Annotated in this window: 28 protein-coding genes; 7 read left to right on the forward strand and 21 right to left on the reverse strand. The window is 34.1% G+C overall.

From position 1 onward, the window contains the following. From EG242_RS06975 to EG242_RS07060, 18 genes are all read right to left on the reverse strand, one after another. A complete protein-coding gene (locus tag EG242_RS06975; RefSeq protein ID WP_124899183.1) occupies nucleotides 1-591 on the reverse strand; it encodes a 3-oxoacyl-ACP synthase in 591 nt (196 codons plus the stop codon). After that, a complete protein-coding gene (locus tag EG242_RS06980) occupies nucleotides 578-1,735 on the reverse strand; it encodes a beta-ketoacyl synthase N-terminal-like domain-containing protein (protein WP_124899184.1) in 1,158 nt (385 codons plus the stop codon). The genes EG242_RS06975 and EG242_RS06980 overlap by 14 nt, the downstream gene beginning before the upstream one ends. Beyond that, nucleotides 1,708-2,154 (reverse strand): acyl-CoA thioesterase, encoded by a 447-nt coding sequence (locus EG242_RS06985; RefSeq protein ID WP_124899185.1) that lies wholly within the window; start codon nucleotides 2,152-2,154, stop codon nucleotides 1,708-1,710. Before EG242_RS06985 ends, EG242_RS06980 begins: the two co-directional genes overlap by 28 nt. After that, nucleotides 2,129-3,406 (reverse strand): ABC transporter permease, encoded by a 1,278-nt coding sequence (locus tag EG242_RS06990; RefSeq protein WP_124899186.1) that lies wholly within the window; start codon nucleotides 3,404-3,406, stop codon nucleotides 2,129-2,131. Before EG242_RS06990 ends, EG242_RS06985 begins: the two co-directional genes overlap by 26 nt. A gap of 175 nt (nucleotides 3,407-3,581) precedes the next feature. Then, nucleotides 3,582-4,721 (reverse strand): beta-ketoacyl-ACP synthase III, encoded by a 1,140-nt coding sequence (locus EG242_RS06995; protein ID WP_124899187.1) that lies wholly within the window; start codon nucleotides 4,719-4,721, stop codon nucleotides 3,582-3,584. Between the two features lie 14 nt (nucleotides 4,722-4,735). Continuing rightward, nucleotides 4,736-5,641, reverse strand: a complete 906-nt coding sequence (locus tag EG242_RS07000) for a dialkylrecorsinol condensing enzyme DarA (protein WP_124899188.1) — start codon at nucleotides 5,639-5,641, stop codon at nucleotides 4,736-4,738. Between the two features lie 124 nt (nucleotides 5,642-5,765). Then, nucleotides 5,766-6,515: an ABC transporter ATP-binding protein gene (locus EG242_RS07005; protein WP_124899189.1), complete on the reverse strand. Its 750-nt coding sequence runs from the start codon at nucleotides 6,513-6,515 to the stop codon at nucleotides 5,766-5,768. Continuing rightward, nucleotides 6,515-7,510 (reverse strand): BtrH N-terminal domain-containing protein, encoded by a 996-nt coding sequence (locus EG242_RS07010; protein ID WP_124899190.1) that lies wholly within the window; start codon nucleotides 7,508-7,510, stop codon nucleotides 6,515-6,517. Before EG242_RS07010 ends, EG242_RS07005 begins: the two co-directional genes overlap by 1 nt. Further along, a complete protein-coding gene (locus EG242_RS07015) occupies nucleotides 7,511-7,912 on the reverse strand; it encodes a hypothetical protein (RefSeq protein WP_124899191.1) in 402 nt (133 codons plus the stop codon). A 1-nt stretch (nucleotide 7,913) separates the two neighbouring features. Further along, nucleotides 7,914-8,378, reverse strand: coding sequence for an ABC transporter permease (locus tag EG242_RS07020; RefSeq protein WP_235831885.1), 465 nt, complete (start codon nucleotides 8,376-8,378; stop codon nucleotides 7,914-7,916). Then, nucleotides 8,375-8,809 carry an ApeP family dehydratase gene (locus tag EG242_RS07025; RefSeq protein ID WP_124899192.1) on the reverse strand — a complete coding sequence of 145 codons (435 nt, stop codon included), beginning with the start codon at nucleotides 8,807-8,809 and terminating at the stop codon, nucleotides 8,375-8,377. Before EG242_RS07025 ends, EG242_RS07020 begins: the two co-directional genes overlap by 4 nt. Before the next feature lies 1 nt (nucleotide 8,810). Further along, complete coding sequence (locus tag EG242_RS07030; protein ID WP_124899193.1) at nucleotides 8,811-9,947, reverse strand: beta-ketoacyl-ACP synthase III; 1,137 nt, start codon at nucleotides 9,945-9,947, stop codon at nucleotides 8,811-8,813. Further along, nucleotides 9,947-10,852 carry a dialkylrecorsinol condensing enzyme DarA gene (locus EG242_RS07035; protein WP_124899194.1) on the reverse strand — a complete coding sequence of 302 codons (906 nt, stop codon included), beginning with the start codon at nucleotides 10,850-10,852 and terminating at the stop codon, nucleotides 9,947-9,949. The genes EG242_RS07030 and EG242_RS07035 overlap by 1 nt, the downstream gene beginning before the upstream one ends. Nucleotides 10,853-10,977: 125 nt before the next feature. After that, complete coding sequence (locus tag EG242_RS07040) at nucleotides 10,978-11,856, reverse strand: LpxL/LpxP family acyltransferase (RefSeq protein ID WP_124899195.1); 879 nt, start codon at nucleotides 11,854-11,856, stop codon at nucleotides 10,978-10,980. Between the two features lies 1 nt (nucleotide 11,857). Next, nucleotides 11,858-12,112, reverse strand: a complete 255-nt coding sequence (locus EG242_RS07045; protein WP_124899196.1) for an acyl carrier protein — start codon at nucleotides 12,110-12,112, stop codon at nucleotides 11,858-11,860. 129 nt (nucleotides 12,113-12,241) lie between these two features. Next, nucleotides 12,242-13,465, reverse strand: coding sequence for a beta-ketoacyl-[acyl-carrier-protein] synthase family protein (locus EG242_RS07050; RefSeq protein WP_124899197.1), 1,224 nt, complete (start codon nucleotides 13,463-13,465; stop codon nucleotides 12,242-12,244). Then, entirely contained in the window at nucleotides 13,465-14,199 is a 735-nt protein-coding gene (gene fabG / locus EG242_RS07055; RefSeq protein WP_124899198.1) for a 3-oxoacyl-ACP reductase FabG, read from the reverse strand. The genes EG242_RS07050 and fabG overlap by 1 nt, the downstream gene beginning before the upstream one ends. Before the next feature lie 7 nt (nucleotides 14,200-14,206). Next, nucleotides 14,207-15,724: an HAL/PAL/TAL family ammonia-lyase gene (locus EG242_RS07060; RefSeq protein WP_124899199.1), complete on the reverse strand. Its 1,518-nt coding sequence runs from the start codon at nucleotides 15,722-15,724 to the stop codon at nucleotides 14,207-14,209. A 102-nt stretch (nucleotides 15,725-15,826) separates the two neighbouring features. Between EG242_RS07060 and EG242_RS07065 the strand changes: the two genes are divergently transcribed. The 7 genes from EG242_RS07065 to EG242_RS07095 all read left to right on the forward strand — a co-directional run bounded on the left by EG242_RS07065 (nucleotide 15,827) and on the right by EG242_RS07095 (nucleotide 25,178). Further along, on the forward strand, nucleotides 15,827-17,071 hold the full coding sequence (locus EG242_RS07065) for an NAD(P)/FAD-dependent oxidoreductase (protein ID WP_124899200.1): 1,245 nt from the start codon (nucleotides 15,827-15,829) through the stop codon (nucleotides 17,069-17,071). Nucleotides 17,072-17,747: 676 nt separating this feature from the next. Continuing rightward, entirely contained in the window at nucleotides 17,748-18,167 is a 420-nt protein-coding gene (gene ybeY, locus EG242_RS07070) for an rRNA maturation RNase YbeY (protein WP_124899201.1), read from the forward strand. Nucleotides 18,168-18,206: 39 nt separating this feature from the next. Next, a complete protein-coding gene (gene mnmG, locus EG242_RS07075) occupies nucleotides 18,207-20,084 on the forward strand; it encodes a tRNA uridine-5-carboxymethylaminomethyl(34) synthesis enzyme MnmG (RefSeq protein WP_124899202.1) in 1,878 nt (625 codons plus the stop codon). A gap of 64 nt (nucleotides 20,085-20,148) precedes the next feature. Continuing rightward, complete coding sequence (locus EG242_RS07080; RefSeq protein ID WP_124899203.1) at nucleotides 20,149-20,979, forward strand: class I SAM-dependent methyltransferase; 831 nt, start codon at nucleotides 20,149-20,151, stop codon at nucleotides 20,977-20,979. 300 nt (nucleotides 20,980-21,279) lie between these two features. Further along, on the forward strand, nucleotides 21,280-21,909 hold the full coding sequence (locus tag EG242_RS07085; RefSeq protein ID WP_124899204.1) for an OmpH family outer membrane protein: 630 nt from the start codon (nucleotides 21,280-21,282) through the stop codon (nucleotides 21,907-21,909). 45 nt (nucleotides 21,910-21,954) lie between these two features. Further along, nucleotides 21,955-24,204, forward strand: coding sequence for a helix-turn-helix domain-containing protein (locus EG242_RS07090; protein WP_124899205.1), 2,250 nt, complete (start codon nucleotides 21,955-21,957; stop codon nucleotides 24,202-24,204). A 257-nt stretch (nucleotides 24,205-24,461) separates the two neighbouring features. Continuing rightward, a complete protein-coding gene (locus EG242_RS07095) occupies nucleotides 24,462-25,178 on the forward strand; it encodes a hypothetical protein (protein ID WP_124899206.1) in 717 nt (238 codons plus the stop codon). A 173-nt stretch (nucleotides 25,179-25,351) separates the two neighbouring features. On the opposite strand, the gene EG242_RS07100 is transcribed toward EG242_RS07095, so the two are convergent. From EG242_RS07100 to EG242_RS15230, 3 genes are read right to left on the reverse strand one after another with little or no spacing between them, the layout of a single operon-like run. Continuing rightward, nucleotides 25,352-25,894, reverse strand: coding sequence for a hypothetical protein (locus EG242_RS07100; RefSeq protein WP_124899207.1), 543 nt, complete (start codon nucleotides 25,892-25,894; stop codon nucleotides 25,352-25,354). 5 nt (nucleotides 25,895-25,899) lie between these two features. After that, nucleotides 25,900-26,256 (reverse strand): DUF3800 domain-containing protein, encoded by a 357-nt coding sequence (locus EG242_RS15225; protein WP_124899209.1) that lies wholly within the window; start codon nucleotides 26,254-26,256, stop codon nucleotides 25,900-25,902. After that, on the reverse strand, nucleotides 26,238-26,483 hold the full coding sequence (locus tag EG242_RS15230; RefSeq protein WP_124899210.1) for a DUF3800 domain-containing protein: 246 nt from the start codon (nucleotides 26,481-26,483) through the stop codon (nucleotides 26,238-26,240). The genes EG242_RS15225 and EG242_RS15230 overlap by 19 nt, the downstream gene beginning before the upstream one ends. Nucleotides 26,484-26,713 lie beyond the last annotated feature (230 nt).

Consider the following 26,713-nt stretch of genomic DNA (forward strand, 5'->3'; position numbering starts at 1 on the left):
TTATTTTGTTATATCGTTAATTTGTTCTTTTGAATGCTCTAAAATACCCATTTTTTCCACCAGATAAAAATCGGCTTTGTAATCTCCGTTTAAAAAGTGAATCCAACCACACAAAACCTTTTGCGCTTTATTGGTTTTTAGGAGATATTCCGCGTATTTGTGCAGATAATCGGTTTGATACTTTTCTGCTACAAAAAACGCACTTTCGCTTTTTAACTGATGACGAATACTTACTTCGCCAATGGTAATATTTGGCAGCGTGTACACAAAAACCGCCGGACTTGGGTAATAATCTTCCGGATTTTGGATACTTTGCTGATGCTTTAAATCAGTATCTAAACTTGCTTCATTGTTACTGAAAAGCAAGGCGATGTCTTTCTCTGTTTCGTTCTGCAAAAGTAGTTCACTTGCAATAAAAGCCAGTTTGCACAAATCGTCCATTTTATAAAATTTCGGGTACGATATGTTCAAACTTTTATACACGTTTTTCATAAACGCAGCAAAAGTATCTTCCTGATTATAAAAGATCTGCTTGCCGTTTTTACTGACAACATCTTGACTGATATTTATGAATTTACTAATTGCGTACATCTACTGAATTTTTAACCAAAATCATTGCAGAATTACTTCCGCCAAAACCCGATGCTGTTTTTAAAGCCGTTTTAAGCGCTTTTTGTTCTTTTTTGGTAATGATGCTTATTTGTTGCGTTGTTCCTTGCTGTTGGTAGCCAAAAGAAGGAATTAACACATTATTTTTTAAACTTTCTATTGTGATAACGGTTTCCAATAAACCCGATGCTCCTAATGTATGCCCAAAATAACCTTTTAAGCTGTTGGTGGGAACATTCTGTAAGTTTAATCGGTTAAAAGCAACAGCTTCCATTTCATCGTTAAATAGGGTAGCGGTGCCGTGTGCCGAAATATAATCTATTTGGTTTGATGCTATTTGGGCTTCGTTTAGTGCTTTTTCAATACTTAAAAACAAACCTTCACCAGTACGAGATGGTCCTGAAATGTGATTGGCATCGTTGATATTGGCATCGCCCAAAATTTGTATTGATTCCGTTCGATTTTCGTTCGATACAAAAACGGCAACAGTTGCTTCGCCCAGATTTACTCCGGTTCTATCAGCATCATACGGTTTGCAAGGTTCGTTGCTCATTGCCTGGAACGACTGAAAACCCGAAACTACAAACGGCGTTAATTCATCAACAGCTACAACATACGTATTGGTAAATTGTTCCATTTCTATGAATCGTTTGGCTAAAGAAATCGCTACAACTCCCGATGTACAAGCATTTGAAACGACAATTGGTTCGGTTTTTAAGCCAAAATAATTGTTGATATTTTTCGCCAATTGATCAATAAAAGCTCCGTTTAAATCATTATTTGCTAATGCGGCGATGTTTCCTTTGGTTGTTGAAAGAATTAAAACTGAATCATGCTTAATCGGATTTTTTTCAACAATAGGGGAAAGGGCAGCGATCAATAATTTTTCAATTCGAGATCCTTTAAAATCAGCATTTATCGATTGAAAATGGTTGTTGAACAATTCGTCATTAATTTTTCCTGCATAAACAGATCCAATTTTATCGTTGATAAAAACCTTTTCAATAGCCGATGTTCCCGAAAGAATCTTTTGGAAATTATCGTCGGCTGAAAAACCCAACGGACTAATGATATTGGTATCGTGAATAAAAACTGCCATTACAACAAACCTACGTTTTGTTTCCATTGTTCAAAAAAATCGGGAACGGTGATGATTAAATTTCCGGCGAAATCTGTAAAAACCTGTGTGGTTTCTCCTACACAAACCAATTCGTGCTGTGCATTGTAAATTTCGAAACTAAAAATCATTTTTGCAGCAGGCGAATCTATAAAAGTGGTTACAATATAGGCGTCATCGGCATATCGCAACGGTTTTTTATGATCTGTTTGTGTTTTTACAATCGGCGTTGCAAAACCGTGATCTTGCACATGCTTGTAAGAAATTCCGTAATGGCGACCAAAAGCCTCACGTCCGTCTTCAAAATAATCGATATAGTTGCCGTGCCAAACAATGCCCAATGCATCGGTCTGGTTAAACTTTACCTTAAAATGTTCGGTATGCTGTAAGGTTTTGCCTTGGTTAAACGGTTCTTTTCTTTTTATCATATAGCAATGCGAAAGTTGTAAAAACAACAAAAAACAAAGTTAGTAATATCATTTCAGGAATAATATCAATTAGCGAACCATTTCGCAAGATAATATCATAATAGCCGTTTAATGCCCAGTTCATAGGCGATGCTTTTGATGCAATTTGCATGACTTGCGACATGGCGAAAACGGGAATCCAAACACCACCAACAGCTGCCAGAATAATTACGAAGGTTGCGCCAAAAGGTGCCGATTGTTCTTGGGTTTTACTTACAATTCCTAACAAAATTGCCATACCAATTGCTGCTAAACCTGCGGTTAACGTTAATGCAGACATTAAAGCTATTTTGTTAAATGATAGATTTAGCTCGGGCAAATTCATGTACGGAAATACAACTTTTGCAATAATTAAAATGGTGTAAAACTGCAACAGACAAATAACCAAATACGTTATTATTTTACCTAAGTACAATATACTGTTTGATGTTGGGCTGCTGATTAATCGCAGATATGTTCCCTGATTTTTTTCTTTTACAATGTTGATTGACAACGGCACCATGATAAAGAAAATGGCAAAAAGTGTCCAAGCCGGTACGTTGTGTTGAACCGAATTTGGCACAACATCTGCGTTTTTTTCTTGTGGAACAATTTCTTTAAAGCTGATAAACGTATCATTGAACGATGTGCTGCTGCTACCGCCCAATTGAGTTTCGAAAGTTTTATAAATGGCATCAGATTCCAACTGAGCCACCATTTTATCGATATTGCTTTTGATTCCGTTTTTAAAAGCTGCTTGTGTAGCCGGATCAAAATACAGTCTTATTTCTTTTTTTTCTACTTCAACAGGATCGTACGTAGAAGTACTCATGCCCATTTCGTCTAAAATTCCGTCCACATTTTGTCGAACCTTTATGTTTAAATCGCTGGTAAGATTTTTAGGAATTACAATTGCCATTTGGTACTTTCCTTTAAAAACCAGTTCTTTTGCAGTTGCTTCCGTTATCACTTTATTATTTTCGGTTGTTATCAATGAAAAACTTTGCGAAGCTTCTAATTCTTTTTTAACATGCATTGAAATACTGTCCTGATCGTGATCGATCCAAAGAACAGGAATTTTTGATGCACTAAAGCTTTGGTACGTGCTGTCTTGTATAGATGTTACCACCACCACCAAAATTACCGGCATGATGAATAAAGTGATTAATCCGCCAATATCACGAAATAACAACTTAAATTCTTTTACAACACACTGCCACAATTTAAACCACATTGCGCAATTTTTTACCGGTTAATGTATCAATTAAATTATGGTTCATCTTTTTCATTAAAACTTGAAATAATGCGTAAAAATACCAAAATCCATTGGTAAATGACCAAAGGATTTTAATTTTAAATATTAGATTAGAATTATCTTAAAATACTTAAGACTGTTGCTAGGTTTAAAATTAGCATACGGTTAACAATGCGCATGAATAGGCAAATCTGCCGCTTTCTGGCACGCATAGCAATACTTTTTCTCCTTTTTTAAGCTTACCGGAATTCATTAATTCTTCGGTTACAATAAAGATTGATCCTGCGCCGATGTTTCCAACTTCTGATAAGTTATAATACCATTTTTCCACAGGGAAATCTAAACCTACATTTGCAAATTCTTCTCTTAAACCGTCTTTAAAGTAGTTTGAAGAAATGTGTGCTAAAACATAATCCATCTCTTCGGGTTGAATTTGGTGTTTATCGAACGAAGCTCTTAAAGCCTGGGCACCTTTTTTCAAAATAAATTCATCCAACAAACGGGTATCTTGTTTTAATGCGAATAAAGATTGTTTCAACCATTCATCTGAAGGATAATCTGCCCAAGATTTCAAGCTTCCGTCTTCTTGTTTTTCGCAACCAGAATACATACATGCTTCAATTTCATGGGCGAATGAGTGAAAATCAATCCATTCAATTTTTAAATTCAGGCTTCCTTCTCTCGGCTTATTTTCCAATAGAAATGCACCTGCACCATCGGATAGCATCCATCTTAAAAATTCTCTTTTAAAAGCTACAATTGGTTTTTCTTCTAATAATTTTAAATTTTCAACTTCATGGTTGAATTTATCGGCGGTCATCCAAGACGAAAAACGCTCGGAACCCACACAGATTGCATTTTCTGTAGCACCTGCTTTTACCGACAAAAAACCATAGTTTAAGGCGTTCATACCAGCATTGCAAAGCCCCATAGAAGTGTTAATACCAATAGATTTTCCGGGTTTTAAAACGCCATGAACCATAGACGCGTGCGAAGGCTGAATTTGATCTGCCGAAGTGGTGCCGCAAGAAAGCAACTCCATATCTTCTTTTTTAAAGTTTTCATCAAAAAGACCTTCTACTGCTAAAGCGGTAATTTCTGCATTGGTATGCGTAGGATGTTGATTTTTATCTAACGCATAATAACGTGTTTTTATGCCGTTATTCCTTAAAATAAGTGGTCTTGCCTTAGATGTTTTATTATTCACCAAGCCTAAATATTGTTCCATTTCATCATTTGAAACAGGATCGTTGGGTAGATAGGTTGATGCTTTTGTGATATAAACGTTACTCATTATAATTTTCTTTTTTATAGTCCTTGATAATATTGAATTTGTTTTTTTCTCTTCCACCAAAAAATGGGAGTTGTTATATTGTAGATAATCAAAACAATTGGCGAAATTACCCATATTGCAGCCATTAGGTAAAATTTGTAAACGCCCACCCAAAATTTTCTTTTTTCAGGTTTTTTAAGAATAATTCCCGAAAATACGGTGAAAAGCTTATTACCTACGGTTTCAACTTTTATAAGAAATGGCCGTATTTCTACTGCTCCGTTCTTTACAAGTTCATTTTGCAACCCATTATAATTATCTTGCGAAACGTACTTTTCAATAATCGTTCCATATTTATCGGCGGTTGCAATTTCTGCATCAGAAACACCTGCGTTAGGAAATGGTTTTTTCTGTTCCTTATTGCCGGTTTGCATCCAATTTAATATGGTTATTACGCTTGTGTAATTGTCATGACGATCAACCAAAGCTATATTACCCACAAGTTTTGCTTGCAAACGTTGTAAATGAATTTTAAGTTTTTCTTGAGAAAGCATCCACATATTTCTGGTAGCAGAAACTGTTATAACGGGCGTATTAGCCATTATTTGCGCAGCATACGCACTTTTAAGAAAAGAAATAATGGGTATAGACGGAGTTAAAAACCAAACTTGGTAGCCAAATAATATTAGGTCAAATTTTTGATTAAGCACTTCTTCAGGAGGTGGTAAAATGGCTCTTGGAATTTGCCTATACGTTTCTGGGAAAGTATCGTAAAAAACTTCACTTTTCCATGGAAAAGCGAAATCTTTTTCCATTTTAATTTCGTAATACGTAACGGTATATAAATCCTTTAATTGTTCAAAAGGTTTTGCGATATTGTTTACGATGTCCTTTAATTGTCCTGTTTGACTGTAATATAGCACTAATATTTTCTTCGGCATAAATCGGAATCACTTTATACAAAAATAGATTTTTTTTGGAAAACACAGCCACTTTTGGCTCTTCAATTCTGTTAATCTTTATTTGGAAAACAATCATGTAAAATACGACACAAGTCTAAAATATTTAAACCACATCGCGCAATTTTTTACCGGTTAATTCAATAAAAACTTCTTCTAAACTATGCGCATTTGGCACACTTTCAATGAGTTCTTTTGGTGTTCCCTGAACAAAAACGCTGCCTTGATCTATAATGGCAATATCGGTACAGAAATCTTGTGCTTCTGCCATTAAATGCGATGTATAAACAATGGTTGTTCCTTGTTGGTTCAACAGTTTTAAATAATCGATAATCGTAGCGCGCGACTGAACATCAACACCAACCGTAGGTTCGTCTAAAAACAACACTTTTGGATTGTGTAAAATGCCGGCTATTAAATTTACCCGGCGTTTCATTCCACCCGAAAACGTTTGTATTTTCTTGTGCATGAAGTTTTCCAATCCTAAATGAATTAGAAATTCGGGGATTTTTGCTTTTAATTCTGTTTTTGATACATTGTACAAACTACCAAAATACATTAGATTTTCATAGGCTGTAAGGGTAGGGTACAAGGCATATTCTTGCGGAACCACACCAATTATATTTTTTATTGATGTACTGTTTTTGTTTGATATTCCGTTGATTTCATAACTGCCTAATGTTGGCTGAATGATGCCGCACAAAATAGAAATCAAGGTTGTTTTTCCGGCTCCGTTTGGTCCTAACAATCCAAAAACAGACTGTTGCGGAATGTTTAAAACCACATTGTTAAGCGACTGAAAATCGGCGCCTTTATATTGTTTCGATATGTTTTGTATTTTGATGATTGACTGCATTACACGGCTTTTTTCAATTTCTTAAAAAAGGCTTCTTCCAAATCTGCCAGTTTCATTAAATCGTTAGAAAGTACTTGATACACATTTTCGGTATTGCTTCGCTTTTTAACCACACGCGATGCTTCTAAAGCAAAATCACGCCATTTATCGCCAATTAAAGCCATTTCTTGAGAAAGGCTCAACAATTCCTGATTTTTTAAATATTCACCAGCTTCTTGTAAAAAAGCAGCGTAAATAAAGCGGAAACCGCCACCGCCTGTACCAATTTCTTCTTGCATACGGATCATATTAGCCAAATTGTAATTTGTTTTTGCAACACCCAACTTTTTATGCCATTTTAAAATATCTTTTGCTACCCAACGTATAGCTTTCACACCTACAAGTGGCACAGGGGCTAACATATCATTACAGGTTTGTTTTATGGCTTTTTTAATAGGATTTGTAAGATCCATAGTTTCTGGAACAGAAACAGGGTAGTACAAATGTCCTTTCGGAGCCAATGCTCCTTTGGCGTAACGCACTTTTTCCAATTCGTCTTCGTTTAGTGAAACAGTATAATCCATAACCGAATCGCTAATTAAATAGTTACCATTTTCTTTACCAAAAACCACAATGTTGTGTGCATTGAAATGAAAGCGGTATTCGTCTGGAAAATAAGGTAAATTGTAAACACCTACTACCAGACCCGTAGGAATATTTTTAGAAAGATTTTCATCTAACTTTTGCTGTGCTTTTTTAGGATCGGAAAATTTGAAACGTTGTACTTTTATCCCCAAACGCTTTGCCATACGGTTAAATATTTTACCTGGCATGGGTCTGTACGAAATTCCCGGTGCATGATTTATTTTAAGAAACGGCAAGTAAACAAAAAACAAACCAGAGCCCAGACCAAAAGCCATAGGTTCTGATATTTTAAAGCCTTTTTCGCCCAATAGATTTACAATAGCACCGTTTTCGCAATGTGCTGCTTGTTTGTGTTGAAAATCCGCCTGCATTTATCCTTTTAAATTTTGTAAATCGGTTAAAGAAATACCGAAAACATCGGCATATTTTTGAAGTGTTTTGGTGTTTAGGTTTTTAAAAACGTTTGGTTTTCCATGACGTTTTACAAAGAATGTCCATTTACCCACATAAGCCGCCAGCGTTTGCCAGTCCATACGGTTTAGTTCCATAAAATAAACAATCGGGCTTACGTTGCCTGCTTTTACATCGTTTAAAGCCTGCTGAATACGTTGATCCAATACTTCTAAATTCTCATGCTGAACAACAGTTTTTGCTTCCCAGCCAGTACTTTGAACGCTTACAAATTTTCCGTCATCATCAACCGCATAAACCATTTCGTTAATGTTTTTCCTTTTTAAAGGACTATCGTCTTGTGGTACTTCGTTCTTCTTCATCTTAATTTTTTTGTAAGAATAAATTCATTTCGCCTTCCAAAAATAACGTATCTAAATGATATGCAGTAACTTTTAACGTGCAAATAGAATATTCGGGCATTTGAACCTGTGCAACCAAATTGGCTTCGGTTTGAATTTTTGTTCCTATTTCGGGTAATTTGTGAATGGTAATTTTTTTGATCGAACTTATAAAACCTAAAATCCCCGGATTACCTTGAGATTCTGCCGATGGTTCCTTATCAAAATAATGCTGCCCTGAAATTGATGAACAGGTTTGCGCTGCGTTTTCGATCAATCCCGAAGCAGACAAACAATTGTTTTCAATAAAAATACAGTCGGCTTTTATTTCAAAATGCGTTAAAACTCGTTCTAAACATATATGTTCAATAGCATCAACCATTAACATTGGCTGTAAATGTGGCAGATAATTTTTAATATCGATATATGTTTTTTCAGAATTCATCATTTGGCAATTACTGTTTTCATTTGTGCGGTTGCAATTGTTTCGTTGTTGATCTGGCAAATAATATCAACCAGCGTAATACCCGCAAATTCTTGTAGAATTGTTGCTGTGGTATGAATATTTTCGCCTGCAATGGGCAAGCGGTTAATTTTAAGGTTTGCAATACTGCCAATGTACCCCATTGGTGCCTGCTGGTTTTTTACGTAAAACCCAAAACCGGTGTGCAATGCCACTGTTTGCGCCATGTGTTCTATTAAACCGGGTTCTTGCAGTGCATTGTTTTTTATAAATAATCCGGTAGTATCAATTGATAATCCTGCCGAAACTTCGTTGTCATTAAAAGCATAAAGCGTATCAACCATAACAATAGGATTGCGCTGTGGAATGCATTTTAAAAGGGTTTCTGCCGATGTTATAGGGAACGATATATTCATGCTAAACTACTTTTAAAAATGCGTATGCATAAGAAAATCGACCACTTTCGGGAACCGACAACATAATGGTGTCGCCACTTTTTAATTTATTGGAATGATACAGCTCTTCTAACATTAAATAGATTGATGCCGAACCCACATTTCCTACTTTTGGCAGGTTTATGAACCATTTATCTTTTGGAATTTCCAAACCGGCATTTTTAAAACATTCATACAGTTTATCCTTAAAGAAAACCGATGAAATATGCGGTAGGAAATAAGTAATATCGCTTGGTTTTATGTTGTGTTTCTGCATGGCATCACCCATACTTTCAACCCCTTTTTTAAGGATGAATTCATCTAAAATCTTGACATCTTGCTTTAATGAAAAAACCGATTCGTTTTTCCACTCATCTGTACTAAATTCGCTCCATGCTTTAACAGATCCGTCTTCCATTTTCTCGCCACCGGCATACATACAGGTTTCCAATTCATGTGCATACGAATAGTTTTCCATCCACAGAATTTCTAACGGTAATGATCCTTTTGGCTCATTTTCCAAAAGCATTGCTCCGGCACCATCTGATAGCATCCAACGTAAAAAATCTTTCTTAAAAGCTAAAATTGGTTGTTCTTCCAACGCTTCTAAATTGGCAATTTCGGCTTCGAATTTATTAGCCATCATCCAGGTTGAAACACGTTCAGATCCTGTACAAACTGCGTTGTTTGCGGTTTCTGCCTTGATAGCCAAATAACCGTATTTTAAAGCGTTCATTCCCGAACAACAAACACCCGACGATGAATTAAGCTCTACCGATTTGTTTTTAAGTAAACCGTGAACCATTGCAGCGTGCGACGGTAACAATACATCGGGAGTAGAAGTTCCGCAAGATAGAATATCAATGTCGTTCAAGGAAAAATCGTCTGCAACCAATTTATTTATGGCTAAAGCAGTTAATTCTGCATTGTTATGCGTGATTTTTTGCTGATTATCTAACGCATAATAACGGGTTTGAATGCCGTTGTTGCGCAAAATCAACCGCCGCGATTTTGATGGTTTATTGTTGATTTCACCCAGAATATGTTCCATTTCGTCGTTTGAAACAGGATTATTGGGTAGAAATTTCTCTATTTTATTTATATAAACTTTTGCTGACATTACGATATTCCTTGGAAATACTTTTTCTTTTTCTGAATGCTAAAATAAGTAATTGGAAACAAAATTAATTCAATTAAATGAACAATTGGCGATAATACCCAAATGGCGGCAAATAAATAACCTTTAAAAACTTTTAAAAGTGTTTTGCGTTTTGCCGGATTTTTCAAAATTAAAGTTGACCATATCGTGAACATTTTATTGGCTTTTTTATCCATTGATAGTAGAAACCAACGAAATTCTACAGCGCCTTTTGCTAACAATTGCTCTTGCAATCCGGTATAATTATTTTTTTGTAGGAAAGGTAAAATGGTTTTTCCGAATTTTACCGATTCATTGATTTCTTGGGCTGATACACCTGGTAAAGGTAAAAAACCGTAGACATTTCTTTTAACGCCGCTAAACATCCAATCTACTATGGTTATTACGCTTACAAGATTGATGTTTCTATCGGTCAATGCAATGTTTCCAACCAAATTAGCATTCACATTTTTCAACAAAACTTTTACTTTTTCTTGTGCAAATGCCCACATATTACGACTTCCGTTAATTGTAACAACCGGCACATTATTTAAAATGGTTTTGGCATATTCGCTTTTTAAGAACGAATTTATAGGGATTGATGGCGAAAGATACCAAACCTGGAAATGCAACAAAACCAAATCGAATTTAGTTTGAAGGATTTCATTATCTGGCGGAATGATTTCTGTTGGAATTTGTTTGAACGTTTCGGGAAATGCATCAAAAAACGAATCGTTATCCCACGGAAAAGGAAAGTTTTTTTTAGTTTGAATGTTGTAATAACTTACATTCACATTAGCATCTTCCACAAACGGAAGGCTTATTTGCTGGGCAATTTCTTTTAACTGACCCGATTGCGAATAATAAATAACTAAAACATTTTTCATTTACTTTCTTTTTTTATTTCATCACTTCGAGTAGCGCAATGTAGTGAAGTGTATCGAGAAGTATTTATAAAATTAAGTTCTCGACAAGCTCGAACTGACGGGTATTCTAATTTACCAAATGGATATTAATCCTTCCAAAAATCGAAATAATTAAACCATTGATACGGATATTTTTTTAACATTTGCGAAACACTGTTGGTATAACTATTTAATACAGCTTGTGCATCGCGGTGTTTAAATTCGGGTGCTCTGCGGGTGTACAAATGGTAATGCAAATTAGGCTCTTTCATAACATACACGTACGCAACCGGCGTTTTTAAACGTGATGCCAACATAAAAGTTCCTGCAGGAAAATGTGCATCTTTTTCTAATAATTCTGCCTGCATTGTTTTAGAATGTCCGAAATATCGATCGCCTGTAAAACAAATCAAATGATTTTTAGAAAGTGCCTCGTTGATTTCGAAAATATGCGATAGATCTTCTTTTACATAAATAAACTGTACATTGGGTTTCTCGTTTGAAATGCTTTCTAAATATTGCTTAATTACCGAATGTTCTTGATCTACGGTTACAATATGTATCTGACAGTTAAAATCAATATCGGCAAAAAACTTTTCGGCAATTTCAAAATTACCAATATGGGCGCTTATTAAAATTCCGCCTTTACCTTCGCTTAACAATTGTTTTAAAATATCGATTCCATCAAAATCAAAAGTAAATTTACTACGTAAGCCTGCTGATATAGCTATTTTATCAATTAAAACCTGCCCAAAGGTAAAATAGCTTTTATAAACCGCTAAAACTGCTTTAAAATACGAAAACTGCTGGCGTTGATGGAAATAATAAAACATTGCTTTAAACGATGTTGGATATGCCACAAAATAGTAAAAAGCCACAAATACCAAAACGCTGTAAGCAAGACGTATTCCCAACTTTTTAATACAATAAACAAATATTTTATAACCTAAAATTGTTCCTTTAGATTTTCCGCTCCATTGCGTCATTTTAAGCGTTTTTAGCAGCTATTTTATTGTTGATGATGTTGTAGAAATCTTGAAAAGTTACCATGTCTATAAAATCAGCCTCCACTAATTTCACGCCAAAATTTGATTCGATTATTACAACCAAATCCACATAATCCAAGCTGTCTAAATCTAAAGTTTGCTTTAAATTTTTATCGGCTTCGATTACCTCTGCATCAACTTCGAATTCTTCAACTAAAATTTCGTTTACTTTTTCGATGATCTCTTCAATCTTCATGTGTTTTTATTATTTTTATTAACAACATAGATACATAGAATTTTTAAGATTATAAAGCTCTTAATTACAAAACTTAAAGTTTTTAAACTATGTAAACACTAAAAAACTATTGTCTATGTGGTAAAATATTTATTTATATTTTTTAACGATTACCGCCGAATTTGTTCCTCCGAACCCGAAAGAATTCGACAAATATACGTCAAAATCTTTAGTAATTGTTTTGGTGGCAATATTCAGCTTTTCCGAATGTTCATCGGGTGTTTCATAGTTTATGTTAGGTGCGATAAATCCTTCATTCATCATAATTGTAGAATAAATAATCTCGCTTGCACCAGCCATCCAACATTCATGACCTGTCATTGATTTGGTGCTTGAAACATACGGTTTTGTTGCTCCAAAAACTTCATCGATTGCCTGTGCTTCGTTTGCATCGCCAACCGGAGTTGATGTTGCATGCGCGTTGATGTATTGAACATCGGCTGCATTTAAACCTGCCTGTTGTAAGGCTTTTCGCATAGCTGTTGCAGGTCCGTCAACATTAGGAGTAGAAATATGTCCGCCATTTGATGAAAATCCGTAACCGACAATTTCTGCAATAATGTTTGCACCGCGAGCCATCGCACTATCTAAACTTTCAATGATGATTGTTGCACCGCCACCACTTGGAACCAATCCATCGCGGGCAGCATCGAATGGGCGGCATGCTTTTGCAGGTTCGTTTTCACGAGGCGAAAAAACACCTAAACCATCGAAACTTGCCATTCCGTATTTATTAATTTCCTGCGCACCACCGCAGATGACCAAATCTTGCAATCCGTTTTTAATCATCATATACCCTAAACCAATCGCATGAGATCCGCTGGCACAAGCCGCACTGATGGTCATATTAATTCCGGTGATATTAAAAATAGTTGATAAATTCATGGTTACCGTAGAATTCATCGACTTAAAAATAGCGCCAGAACCTATTAAAGCGGTATCTTTCTTTTCACGAACAATATCTGTAGCTTCAATAATGGCTTTAGAAACACTGTCGTTTCCGTAGATCAAACCAATTTCACGCTTGTTGAAATCATCTAAAGAAATACCCGCGTTCTGCAAAGCTTCCATAGTTGCCACATACGCATATTCGGTTTCTTCGCCAATGGTAATACGCTGTCTGCGACTTAAAAATGGTTTTAAATCGGGCGTTGGAACTTTACCTGTTAATGCCGAACGAAAACCATATTCTTTACGTTCTTCATCGAACACAATGCCTGATTTTCCTTCGTATAACGATTGTTTAACTTCTTGTAAATTGGTACCGATGCACGAATAAATTCCCATACCGGTTATCACCACTCTGTTATTCATTATGAATAAATTCCTCCGTTTATATTTATAATTTCACCTGTTATATAACCTGATTTTTTAGAAGCCAAGAAAGCAACTAAATCGGCTACTTCTTCTGCTTCGCCAAAACGGTTGGCAGGTATCATTTTAACTAATTCTTTTTCGTCTAATTCCGCAGTCATATCGGTTTTAATAAAACCTGGAGCAACTGCATTTACAGTGACTTTACGTTTGGCAACTTCTTGTGCTAATGCTTTTGTTGCTGCTACCAATGCACCTTTTGCTGCAGAATAATTGGTTTGACCCGGCGTGCCTTTTACACCCGAAACCGAAACCATATTGATAATTCTGCCGTATTTACTGCGCAACATTTCCTGAATAAAGAAATTAGTTACGTTGTAAAAACCGTTTAAGCTGGTATCAATAACACTTTTCCAGTCGTTTGGCTGCATCCACATAAACAAACCATCGCGAGTAATTCCTGCATTGTTCACGATAACTTCTACAACAGCTTCGGTATTCGCTTCTTTCCAAGAATTCAAAGCAGCCTGTGTTTCTTCTAAACTTGCTACATTAAACCCGATTATTTCTGCCGATCCACCTTCGTTTTCAATCAATTGCTTGGTTTCTAGCGCAGCTGATTCGTTCGATTGGTAATTTATCAAAACATGGTACTGCAAATCCTTTGCCAATTTTAAGCAGATGGCTTTTCCTATTCCACGAGATCCGCCTGTAACTAAAGCACATTTCTTCATTTGCTGCCTATTTTTTTAAAAATTCCTTAACCTTGTTAACATAAGGATACATTACCATATCTTCTGTAAAAACAGGCACAATGTTTCTAATTTGATCATACAATTTCTTTGATGAACTGCTTAATTTATCTTGATAATTCAATGCATCAATTGCCTGAATAATCGTAATTAGTTCAATCGCCAAAACTTCAAACGTATTTTCGATCACATTGCTGCACATAACGGCTGCGTTGGTTCCCATACTCACGATATCCTGATTATCGTTATTGTTCGGAATACTGTGAATGTACATAGAAGTTGACAATGCCTGATTTTCTGCTGTAGTTGATGTTGCCGTAAACTGTACACCCTGCATACCAAAATTGAATCCTAATTTACCCAGATTTACAAATGGTGGCAGTATTTCGTTAATTTTTGAATTTAACAGATAGTTTAACTGACGTTCTGCCAACATAGAAACTTTAGTAACAACCAGCTTTAATTTATCCATTTCTAGCGATACATAATCGCCATGGAAATTTCCGCCGTGGTAAACCTGTTCTGTTTCCACATCAATCACTGGATTGTCATTTACCGAATTTATTTCTTTTTCTAAAATATCTTTAACCGATAAAACGGTATCGTAAATAGGACCTAAAATTTGTGGTACACAACGAATTGAATAATATTCTTGCACTTTTTCCTTGAAAATTTCTTCGGTATTTTCTCCGCTGTATAAATGTTCTTGACGGTTACGCGTTAGCTGGCTGTTTTTTAAATGATTTCGCATTTTTTCTGCAACAACCTGCTGTCCGTAATGTAATTTACTGTTGTTTAATTCATGTGATAAATGATCGTCATAAGCCTGAACAATCTCATTAATCATACAAGAAGCTTGTAAAGAAAAATCGACTAATTTATCAGCTAAAACTGCATTAACAATCCCAATTCCCGTCATTACTGACGTACCGTTCATTAATGCTAAACCTTCTCGAATTTTAACATCGATAGGCTGTAAACCTTCTATTTTAAAAACTTCTTGGGTAGATTTGCGTTCGCCTTTGTAAAAAACTTCTCCTTCACCAATAAGTATCAGTGCTAAATGTGCCAGTTGAACCAAGTCGCCACTTGCACCAACACCACCATGAGCAAAAATAAGCGGCGTAATATCGCGGTTTATTAATTCTTTCATTAAAGAAATTACCGAAATATTTACACCCGATTTTCCTAAAGCAAGCGTATTTAATCGCGCTAAAATTGCGGCTTTTACATGAATAGGCGACAACGGATTACCAGAGCCCGATGAATGGCTGCGAATTAAATTGTATTGTAACTGTAACTGATCTTGTGGCTGAATACGGTACTGAGCCATTGGTCCAAAACCGGTATTCACACCGTAAATAACTTTATTTGATGAGAAAGATTTCAAAAAATCAAAGCTTTTTTCAACCCTGTTTACAAGTAAATCATCAAGTGTAATTGCCTCGTTATTAAAAATAATCGAAGAAAAATCATTTATCGTTAAATAATCACGAATAACTTTCATTAAAAATTGTTTGTTTAAAATGTATTAAATGACTGATTTCTTGTATTTTTGAAACATCATTTTTGAATGACAAAAATATAATTTTTAAACTATCTTTTTATTATGAATACAGAAAATGTTGATATCCTAATTATTGGAGCTGGACCTAGTGGAAGTGTTGCTGCCGGATATCTGCAAAAACAAGGTGCAAAGATAAAAGTTGTAGAAAAACAAAAGTTCCCTAGAATTGTGGTGGGCGAGAGTTTGATTCCACGTGTTATGGATCATTATAATGAAGCTGGATTATTTGAAGCACTTGATTCTTACGGATTTGAAAAGAAACCCGGTGCGCGTTTTATTAGAGGTAAAGAAATTTGTATTTTTGATTTTAGCAATAAATTTGGTGAAGGTTGGGATTGGACGTGGCAGATTCCTCGTGCCGATTTTGATAAAGCCATGACCGACGAATTGCAACGTAAAGGAGTTGATATTGCTTTTGAAACCGAAGTTACCAATGTAGAATTTAACGGAACAGATTCTATAACTACCATTAAAGATAAAAACGGAACTTTTTCACAGATACATGCAAAATTTGTAATTGATTGCAGTGGTTACGGTCGTGTGTTGCCACGGATTTTAAAGTTAGAATCACCTTCTAAATTAGATCCGCACTCCGCAATTTTTACACACGTTAAAGATATAAACCGACCAGATGGAGTAGAGGGAACTCAGATTTCTTTTGATATTATTGAAACCGAAGTTTGGTTGTGGGTTATTCCTTTTTCTAATGGAAATACCAGTGTTGGAATTGTTGGTCCTACAGAATATATCGATAAATTATCGGCAACAGGAAACACCGAAGAAGCTATTAAAAATGCCATAAAACTTTCTGATTTTTATGTTAAGCGATTCGATACACTTCCTTTTGAATTTGATCCGATCCATTTAAAAAATTATTCTGTGGCTGTTTCTCAATTTTACGGCGAAGGATATGCGTTAACAGGAAACAGTACCGAATTTTTAGATCCAGTATTTTCTTCAGGCGTTTGTTTTGCTACCGAATCAGGTATTTTAGCTGCTAAACTGGCTTTAAAACAAATTAATGGGGAAGAAGTTAACTGGGAGAAAGAATACACTGAATATATGAAATACGGTATTGATGTTTTTACCACTTACGTTAAAGAATGGTACACTGGTAATTTGCAGGAACTATTTTATCATCAACCGGAAAATCCCGATGTTAAAAGAAAAATTTGTGCTGTATTAGCCGGTTATGTGTGGAATAAAGAAAACACGTTTGTAGCAAAACATCATAACATTATAAAGAACATGGCATACATGATTCGCGAAAACAGAATGGATTCCTAATTGGAATCCATTTTTTATTTATCAAACTAATTAATGCAATTTTAAAGCCATTAGGATAGTTTTAATGTAATATTAGTTCATCTGTTAGCCAACAAAATTATAAGTGTTTATAACCTTAATTTTACTATCAATAACCTGTGTTAATAAGTGTGAATAACTTTACATAACTAATACTTTTTAAATCTTATAATTTTGTTATGGCAGATAATTCTGGTTGATAAGTGTAGTTTTTATTGAAACTAATCAACGATTACATTGACACATTTTATCAACTTATAAACACTTATCCACAACTAAACTTTTAAGCAATTTTTGTTAGTGAAAGTAAAAATATATCAACATCCATTTTTAAATTGACTGATATTTAGAACTTTGATATATTAAGTTAATGTTAACAACTTTTAATAAGTAACATATTAAAATACTTTACCAAAAACTTATGCTACATATTAACAAGCATTATAAAGAAGAAATCTTTTTTTAAAATTTTAAAATTTAATTATTTAATAATAATATGTTGTTAACAACGAAAACTGTTTTGTTGCATTTTTACTAATTGATATAATGATATATTGTATTAAATTACTGATATTCAATTAAATACATATTTTAATACAATCTTATACTTCTTTTTTTAGTTTCGTTGTACCTTTGCAAGGTATTTTAATGTTTAATTATGGTCATTTTTAATTATGAAACAGATTTTCAGTTAGAAAACGAGTCTGACTATGAACAATGGATTGACGCTGTTATAGAATCGGAAGGAAAAGAACCGGGTGAAATAAATTATATTTTTTGTGATGATGAATATTTGCACAACATAAACATGCAGTATTTAAATCATGATACATTAACCGATATTATAAGTTTTGATTATTGTATAGGAGATTTAATTTCAGGAGATATTTTTGTTTCGATCGAAAGGGTACAAGATAATACAAAAGAATACGAGGTATCGTTTAACGAAGAACTGTTACGAGTTCTAGCCCATGGTATTTTGCACTATTGTGGTTATAAAGATAAAACAGAAGAAGAAGCTTTGTTAATGCGATCTAAAGAACAAGAAAAAATTAATATGTTCCACGTGGAACAATAGTTTTTTTATAATGTTTAATTTAATGTTTCACGTGGAACAATGAGTTTATTTCAAGATAAATATGATGTAGTAGTTGTTGGTGCAGGTCATGCCGGATCCGAAGCAGCAGCAGCAGCAGCAAACATGGGAATGAAGACTTTGTTGGTTACAATGAGTCTTCAAAATATTGCGCAAATGAGTTGTAATCCTGCTATGGGCGGAATTGCAAAAGGACAGATTGTTCGAGAAATTGACGCGCTTGGTGGATATTCAGGAATTGTTTCCGATAATTCTGCCATTCAGTTTAAGATGTTGAATATATCAAAAGGTCCGGCAATGTGGTCCCCACGTTGTCAAAGTGACCGTATGCTTTTTGCTGAAAATTGGAGATTGATGTTGGAAGGAACGCCTAATTTAGATTTTTATCAGGAAATGATTTCCGGTATTTTAATCGAAAATAATAAGGTAATTGGAGTAAAAACAAGTTTAGGGATCGAGATAAAATCGTATACGGTTATTCTTACTAATGGAACTTTTTTAAACGGATTAATCCATATTGGTGATAAGCAATTCGGTGGTGGTAGAGCTGGTGAAAGTGCATCGTTCGGAATTACCGAAGATTTAATAAAAGTAGGTTTTGAATCAGGAAGAATGAAAACAGGAACACCACCTCGTGTAGATGGGCGTTCGTTAGATTATTCTAAAATGGATGAACAACCGGGTGATGTAAATCCTCAGAAATTTTCGTATTCAGATGTTACAAAACCATTGACTAAACAGAGGTCATGTTACATGACGTATACATCGCCTGAAGTACATAATTTGCTTCGTGAAGGCTTTGATCGTTCGCCTATGTTTAATGGTAGAATTAAAAGTTTAGGTCCGCGTTATTGTCCATCGATTGAAGATAAAATTAATCGTTTTGCAGATAAAGACCGTCACCAGTTATTTGTTGAGCCAGAAGGTTGGAATACGGTAGAAGTTTATGTGAACGGCTTCTCAACTTCGTTGCCAGAAGATGTTCAATTTAAAGCATTGCGTTCTGTTGTTGGATTTGAAAACGTAAAGTTCTTCCGTCCAGGATATGCAATCGAATATGATTATTTTCCGCCAACGCAATTAAAACACACTTTAGAAACAAAGTTGGTTGAAGGTTTATTTTTTGCTGGACAGATTAATGGAACTACAGGATATGAAGAAGCAGCTGCACAGGGTTTAATGGCTGGTATAAATGCAGCGTTAAAAGTGCAGGAAAAAGAACCTTTAATTTTAAAAAGAAACGAAGCTTATATTGGCGTTTTAATTGATGATTTAATTACAAAAGGGACAGAAGAACCTTACCGTATGTTTACATCACGTGCCGAATATAGAACACTTTTACGTCAGGATAATGCCGATTTTAGATTAACACCTAAAGCGTTTGAGATTGGTTTGGCTACTGAAGACAGATTAAGAAGGATGGAATATAAGAAAGAATCTTCTGAAAAATTTGTTCAGTTTTTTAAAGAAACTTCGGTTCAACCTAAAGAAGCTAATCCTATCTTAGAAGAAAAAGGAAGCGAACCAATGAAGCAACCAGATAAAATGTTTAAGGTATTTTCACGTCCGCAATTAGAAGATAATGATATTTTGCAGTTTAATAAAGTTGATGCTTACATCAAAGAAAATAGTTTAGACGATGAAATTATATCGCAAGCTATTATCCAAGTTAAGTATTCAGGCTATATAGAAAAAGAAAAAAATAATGCTGATAAATTAAACAGATTAGAAGATTTAATTATACCTGAAAATTTTGATTACGATAAAATCAAGTCTATGTCTTATGAAGCTAAAGATAAATTAAAGAAAATTCGTCCAGTTACCATATCACAAGCATCAAGAATAAGTGGTGTAGCTCCATCTGATATTTCTATTTTATTAATACACATGGGAAGATAATTTTATGTTCCACGTGAAACAAAACTCCTTTGCAAAGGAGTTTTTTGTTTTATATATTCGCACTATGAAAAACAAAACCATTAAAGATTACAGTATAACAAAAGAAAATTTTGAACTAATCTATGATGAAAAGTATGATATGTATCAAACAAAATTTAATTCGTTTGATAAATTAGATCATTACTATAAAAGCGAAAATTATATTTCGCATACCGATGCTCAACGTAATTGGTTTGAGAAAATTTATCAGTTGGTAAAAAATTATACGATCAATCAAAAGTGGAATTTAATTAAAAAATACAATCATAATAATTCAATTTCCATTTTAGATATTGGTTGTGGAACTGGTGATTTTTTAAAACACGGAATAAATAGATTAAATGTAAACGGAGTAGGAGTAGAACCAAATAGTGAAGCTGCTGCAATAAGTTTATCAAAACATATTACTGTTTACAATAATATTAATGAATTGAATAATGAAAAATACGATGTTATAACTTTATGGCACGTATTAGAGCATGTGACAGATTTGAAGGAATATTTTAATTTCTTCAACAATCATTTAAAGGAAAACGGTATGCTTATCATTGCTGTTCCCAATTTTAAATCGTTCGATGCTATTCATTATAAAAAACATTGGGCAGCTTGGGATGTACCTAGACATCTTTGGCATTTCAGTAAAAAATCAATAAAAAAATTAGCTGATGAAAATAATTTTAAACTGATACATATAAAACCTATGTATTTTGATAGTTTCTATGTTTCACTTTTATCAGAAGAATATAAAACAGGATCAAAAAATATCGTAAAGGCGTTTTGTATCGGATTCCTCTCAAATATCAGTGGAATGTTCACTAAAGAGTATTCTTCACACATCTATATTCTAAAAAAATAATTTTAAATAGGTTCTTTTTAAAGATGAATGTTATAAATGTGTCTTTATATTCAAATTTTATAAAAGTGTCTTAAATCGAAAATTTTAAGTATCAATTTTATAAACAGATTCTATAAAAATAGCAAAAAGCATATAAATTTCTTATAATCCAACAAATTGAATAATTTTAAATACTTTTGTTGAAATTTAAAATTTAAATAAAAATTAATTTCTATGAAATCGCAATAAATAAATTTTACTTTAACAAATACAATTAAAAAAGCGATTCCATATAACCTTATTATAAAAATAAAAATTAATATGAAAAAATTAATGATGTTGGCTGTTGTAGCATTAAGTGTAATTGCTTGCAATAAAGAAACAGCGGCAACTACAAATGTTGATAAAACTACTTCTACGGCAGAAGGTTTTAAAACAGCTTATATCGATACGGAAGAATTAATGAAAGAATATCAGGAATTCAAAGATTTCGAAGCAAAGTTCAAAACAATGTCTGATAAAATGAAAAATGAATTAGACAATGATGCAAAGAGATTTCAGAATGATGTTTTAGATCTTCAAAAAAATGCACAGTCTAAAGGAATGGAGTGGGCGCAAAAACGTCAGGCAGAATTAGAACGCCGTCAGCAAACGTTAGCAGAAAAAGAGCAAAACTACATGAAAAAGTTTCAGGAAGAAAGTGCTGTTGAACGCGATTCAATGGTTACTAAAATGAAAACTTTCATTAAAGATTACGGTAAAGAAAAAGGTTACGATTATATCTACGGAACAGGCGATGCTGCATCGGTTTTATACGGAAAAGAAGAATACAATCTAACCAAAGAAATTTTATCGCTTTTACACAAACAGTACGAAGAAAAAACGGGTAAAAAAGTTGAAGTAAAAGAAGAAACAAAAAAAGAAGAGGTTAAGAAAACCGAAACTAAATAATAAAAATTAAACCACCATAATTGGTGGTTTTTTTATCTTTACTCCATGACAGCCGAAGCACAATTAGTTTTACAATACATACAACACACCAACAAAAACGTGTTTTTAACCGGTAAAGCAGGTACGGGTAAAACAACGCTACTTAAAAAAATTCTGTCAACAACCCATAAAAACACGGTAGTTGTTGCACCAACGGGCATCGCTGCGTTAAATGCGGGCGGTGTAACCATTCATTCGTTTTTCCAGCTGCCTTTTTCGGGCTACATTCCAACTGCCGATTTTAAAAATACAGATAGCGGTCAGTATTTCGAAACCAAACAAACCATTACAAGGCACTTTAAAATGCCGCAATCCAAACAAACCGTTATCAGAAATTTGGAATTATTGGTTATTGATGAAGTTTCTATGCTGCGTGCCGATCTCTTAGATGCCATGAACGAAATGCTGCAGTTTGTTCGAAGATCCAGTTTGCCTTTTGGTGGTGTTCAGTTGCTTTTTATTGGCGATTTATGGCAGTTACCACCCGTTGTGCGACATGCAGATTGGCAGGTAATGAAACAGTTTTATAGCGGAATTTATTTTTTTAATGCTTGGATTATGCAGCAAACGCAGCCGGTTTATATCGAACTAAAGAAAATTTACCGTCAAGATGATGAAGCTTTTATCCTTTTGCTGAATAATTTCCGAACAAGTAACAATACACCGCAAGATTATGAACTGCTTGAAAAACAAGTAAACGAAAATTTCGATACCAAGAAAAACAAAGGTTACATAACTTTAACCACACACAACCGAAAAGCAGACGAAATTAACGATAAAGAACTCGATAATTTAAAGGCACAGGAATATGTTTTTCTGCCCGAAATTATTGGCGATTTTCCTGAAAAAATGTATCCGTTAGAAACTGAATTGGTTCTTAAAAAAGGTGCACAAGTAATGTTTGTTAAAAACGATTTAAGTTTTGAAAAACGTTATTACAACGGAAAAATCGGAACCGTTTTTTATGTATCAGAAAATGAAATCGAGGTTTATCTACCAGACGATAACGTGAAAATTACCGTTGAAAAATACGAATGGCAAAATGTTCGATACGCTTTAAACGAACAAACCAAAGAGATCGAAGAACAAGTTTTGGGAACTTTTGTGCAGTATCCGTTAAAATTGGCTTGGGCAATCACCGTTCATAAATCGCAAGGATTAACGTTTGATAAAGCTGTTCTGGATATTAACGATGTGTTCATGAGCGGGCAGGCGTATGTTGCCTTGTCGCGCCTTCGCAGTTTAAATGGTTTGGTGCTTTCAAAACCTGTTGCCATCCGCACTATTTCGGCTGATGAAAATGTATTGTCGTTTGCCCGACAAAATGAATTGATAGATAATGAAAATCCTTTGGTTCAGGCAAAATTAGAATATTTGTGGTTGCAGATTAAAGATACTTTTGATTGGATCAATGCCCATAAAGAATTTTTAAAATGGATTGAAACCTGGGTAACCGAAAAAAAATCGACCCGAAAAATTTACCAAGCATGGGCGCAAAAACAAGAACGCTTGCTGGAAAATATTAAAAATGTAGGATTAAAATTTTTACAGGAATTACACACGCTTTTCACGGCAGATGATTTTAGGATTGATCATTTATTACAACGTTTAACAAAAGCATACTCGTATTTTTATCCAAAGTTAGACGAATTGGCTTACGATACCCTTTTTGTATTGGAACAGTCTAAAAAGAAGAAAGGTTTTGTGCTATTTACAGAACAATTGCGTGTTTTTGAAGACGAGCATATTAAAATGGTTTTAAAGTTGATTAAAACGAATAAAATGGTACAATTATTTGGAAGTGGCATCGATTTTTCAAGTGAAAATCTGAATGATCAGGATATTACATCGTACCGTTTAAATCATTTAACGGGAATCAAGGAAATTCTGCGCACACAGATTTTGGATATTGACGAGATCGAAGACGATATCAAACAAATTCCAAAAACCGTAAAAGTTGCAACAACAGATAAAACGTTTGCCCTTTGGCAGCGCAAATTTACCATTGCCGAAATTGCCGAAGAGCGCAAATTATCAGTCCAAACAATTTATCAGCATATTGCCAAATTAATAGGCGAAGATAAAATAGATATTACAGCCGTTATATCAGTCAAAAAACTTACCATTTTAAAAGAATTATTTCAGAATAACACTGATAAAAACTTAACCGAAATAAAAGCCGAAGCTCCTGAAGATATTACTTGGGAAGATTTAAGAATATATAAATCATCGCTTGCATCTGCTTCGACTAAGTAGTTTACAAATTATTGTGTTAAATATTTATTTTGTCACCAACATACACTATCTATAAATAGATTACAGTAAATCATACCAAACTATGCACCATAAATGGCTTTGGTATACATTATATACGGCACTGATGCGGCATTGATGCGCTACTAAGGCGCGATTGAGTGGGGAATAGGGAAGCAGGGATCAGGAATTAACTTAAAGGTAGTAAATTTTTTCGTATTTTAGATAACTACTACAAAATATGGTAAAAATAGAAGTATATGGCTAAATCGGACAATATTTTTAACATACGGGGACGTTTGGGAGATCTTATCTTTTGCCAGCGTAACGGTAAAACATACGTGAAGCGTTATTCGGGCGGGTTTACCAAGGCAGCCACCCAGAACCACCCCAATATAAAAGTGGGTCAGGAGCGGTTTGCGCAAGTATCCAAATATGTTAAAAGCTTAAAGCAACAGTTACAACCGTATATGTGGCGACAGAAAGACGGTACCTTCCACAACCAGCTGATGGCTATTTTTCTGCAACTAGCGAAGAACGAAACGGAAAAAACTTTCAACGAACTTGTGCAAGAATTAGACAGTTACAGTAATTTAACCAACAAATCACTCAATAAAAACTCGAAAATAGCCCCTAGTGGTTTATTCTATGATGTCAAAACCAACCAACTTAATTTAGGCATAATCCCATATGAATTGTCAGTAAAATACAAAGGACTATTTTTAGAGGTAGCTACGGGATGGTATGGTGTGACTGATGGCGAGATTTCTTTAACCGAACCCAACATACAGTACGTAAAGCTTGACGATCAAACGAAAAATAAAGATTTTGTTGTGGATTTTGCCCCTGCTGACGATAACAATATACGATTACCATTTGTAGGATTAGCCGTGGTTTATACCGATGATAAAGGTAGTGAATCACCGCACCCTGTGCATACAGTTATGGCTTGTTTTGTGGTAATGAGGAATGTATAACAGTTGCGCTAAGTTTTATTTGCAGTAATGACGTAGATTAAAAAGAGGGTTTTCAGTAGCTTAAAAAACAAACCTCCCTAAGATAACTTTTAAAGAGGTGGTTTTTGTACTATTTTATAATAATTCTCTGAAAATTGGAGTTATGCAACAGTTATTCTTGTTATACGATGTTATTATTCTAATAGATTTTTTAGTTCTTTATATTTTTCGTCCTCCAAAATATCGAGTTCATTAAGTGTTGCGAGTTTTATTGCATTTCTTGCTTGTTTAATTCTATTTAGCATAGGTAAAATAACTCTATTTCCGTGCTTTAAAAATGACTCAAGGTCTCTTTTGCTGGTTGGAATTTTGTAACCTGTATTACTCGATGAAATAAGTATTCCTTTATCTCTTAAATTACCAATAATTTTTGATCTAAAGTACTCTTCATTCATAGGTTTTTCTCTAGTAGAATTTAAGTGACGCATTATTTCTTTTGTTGAAATATAAACGCTTTTTGGATTTGCTCTTTGTAACCAAATCAATAGGTTAAGAAATGCAACTTGGTCACTAATTTGTAGGTCAGATGAATTACTTTTTTCAATAAAATCAAATATTCTCTGGAAACTTACATCAGAAATCCTTTTGTCAAAAGTTTGTTGGAAATTACTTTCATCAAAATCATTTAAAGTCAGTTTTCTCGGAAATATATTTATTGTAGTTATTTTTGGTTTCATTAGGCTTAATAATTCATCACTATGTTCATTTTGCTTTGTAATATCATAAATACAAGCAATTGTTCCCGCAATAAATCAGCTAACTGAATGATTATTGATTGTTTACTATTTGCGTGTTTAAATTCGATACCAGAAAATAATGTACGTTGATGATTTTTTTTAACATATTTTTTAAATTCTAGCATAAACTTATTAGTTCCGTGTTCATCAACGCTTAATTGCAATTCCGGAAATGTTCTAAATAGTTCTTTGTAAAGAAGATTGTTTACGAATTTATAAAACGATTTTTTATGTTTAAAACCTTCAGTCGTTAGTTGTCTCTTATCAACAACAACTGGGTAGATTAAAAAACAAGTTCTAATATTTCGTTAAGGATTTTTTTTCTACGTGTAATGTTATCACTTACTTTACTTGATTTTATTTCTCCTGTTTGAAAATGTCTTTTTCTTATAATTTCCAAATCATTTTCCAATTTTCCAAGTTGTTCTTCTGACTTTACTAAAATTGATGCAACAATAAAATGAGAACCTTGCGTTTCAAATTCGAATGAATTATTACCTGATTCATCTGCGAATCCTAATATTATAATTTAAGTGTTAAGTTCATATTACGTACGGTCGGGAAAATAATGACGTATAACGTTTTGTCGTTTGGCGCAGTGGCGGATTTCGGAGCACTAAACTTTCAATACACCACAAATGTTGATGCGAGGTAGAATGCTCAATTAACCACGTCACCCGTCATTGAGCCAAACGCCTGTGTGTGCCCTGCATATGCAGGACACACCCCGAAAGCTTTTCAAATAGTTCAAAAATACAA

It is taken from the genome of Paenimyroides viscosum (assembly GCF_003858535.1).
Classification (GTDB): domain Bacteria; phylum Bacteroidota; class Bacteroidia; order Flavobacteriales; family Flavobacteriaceae; genus Flavobacterium; species Flavobacterium viscosum.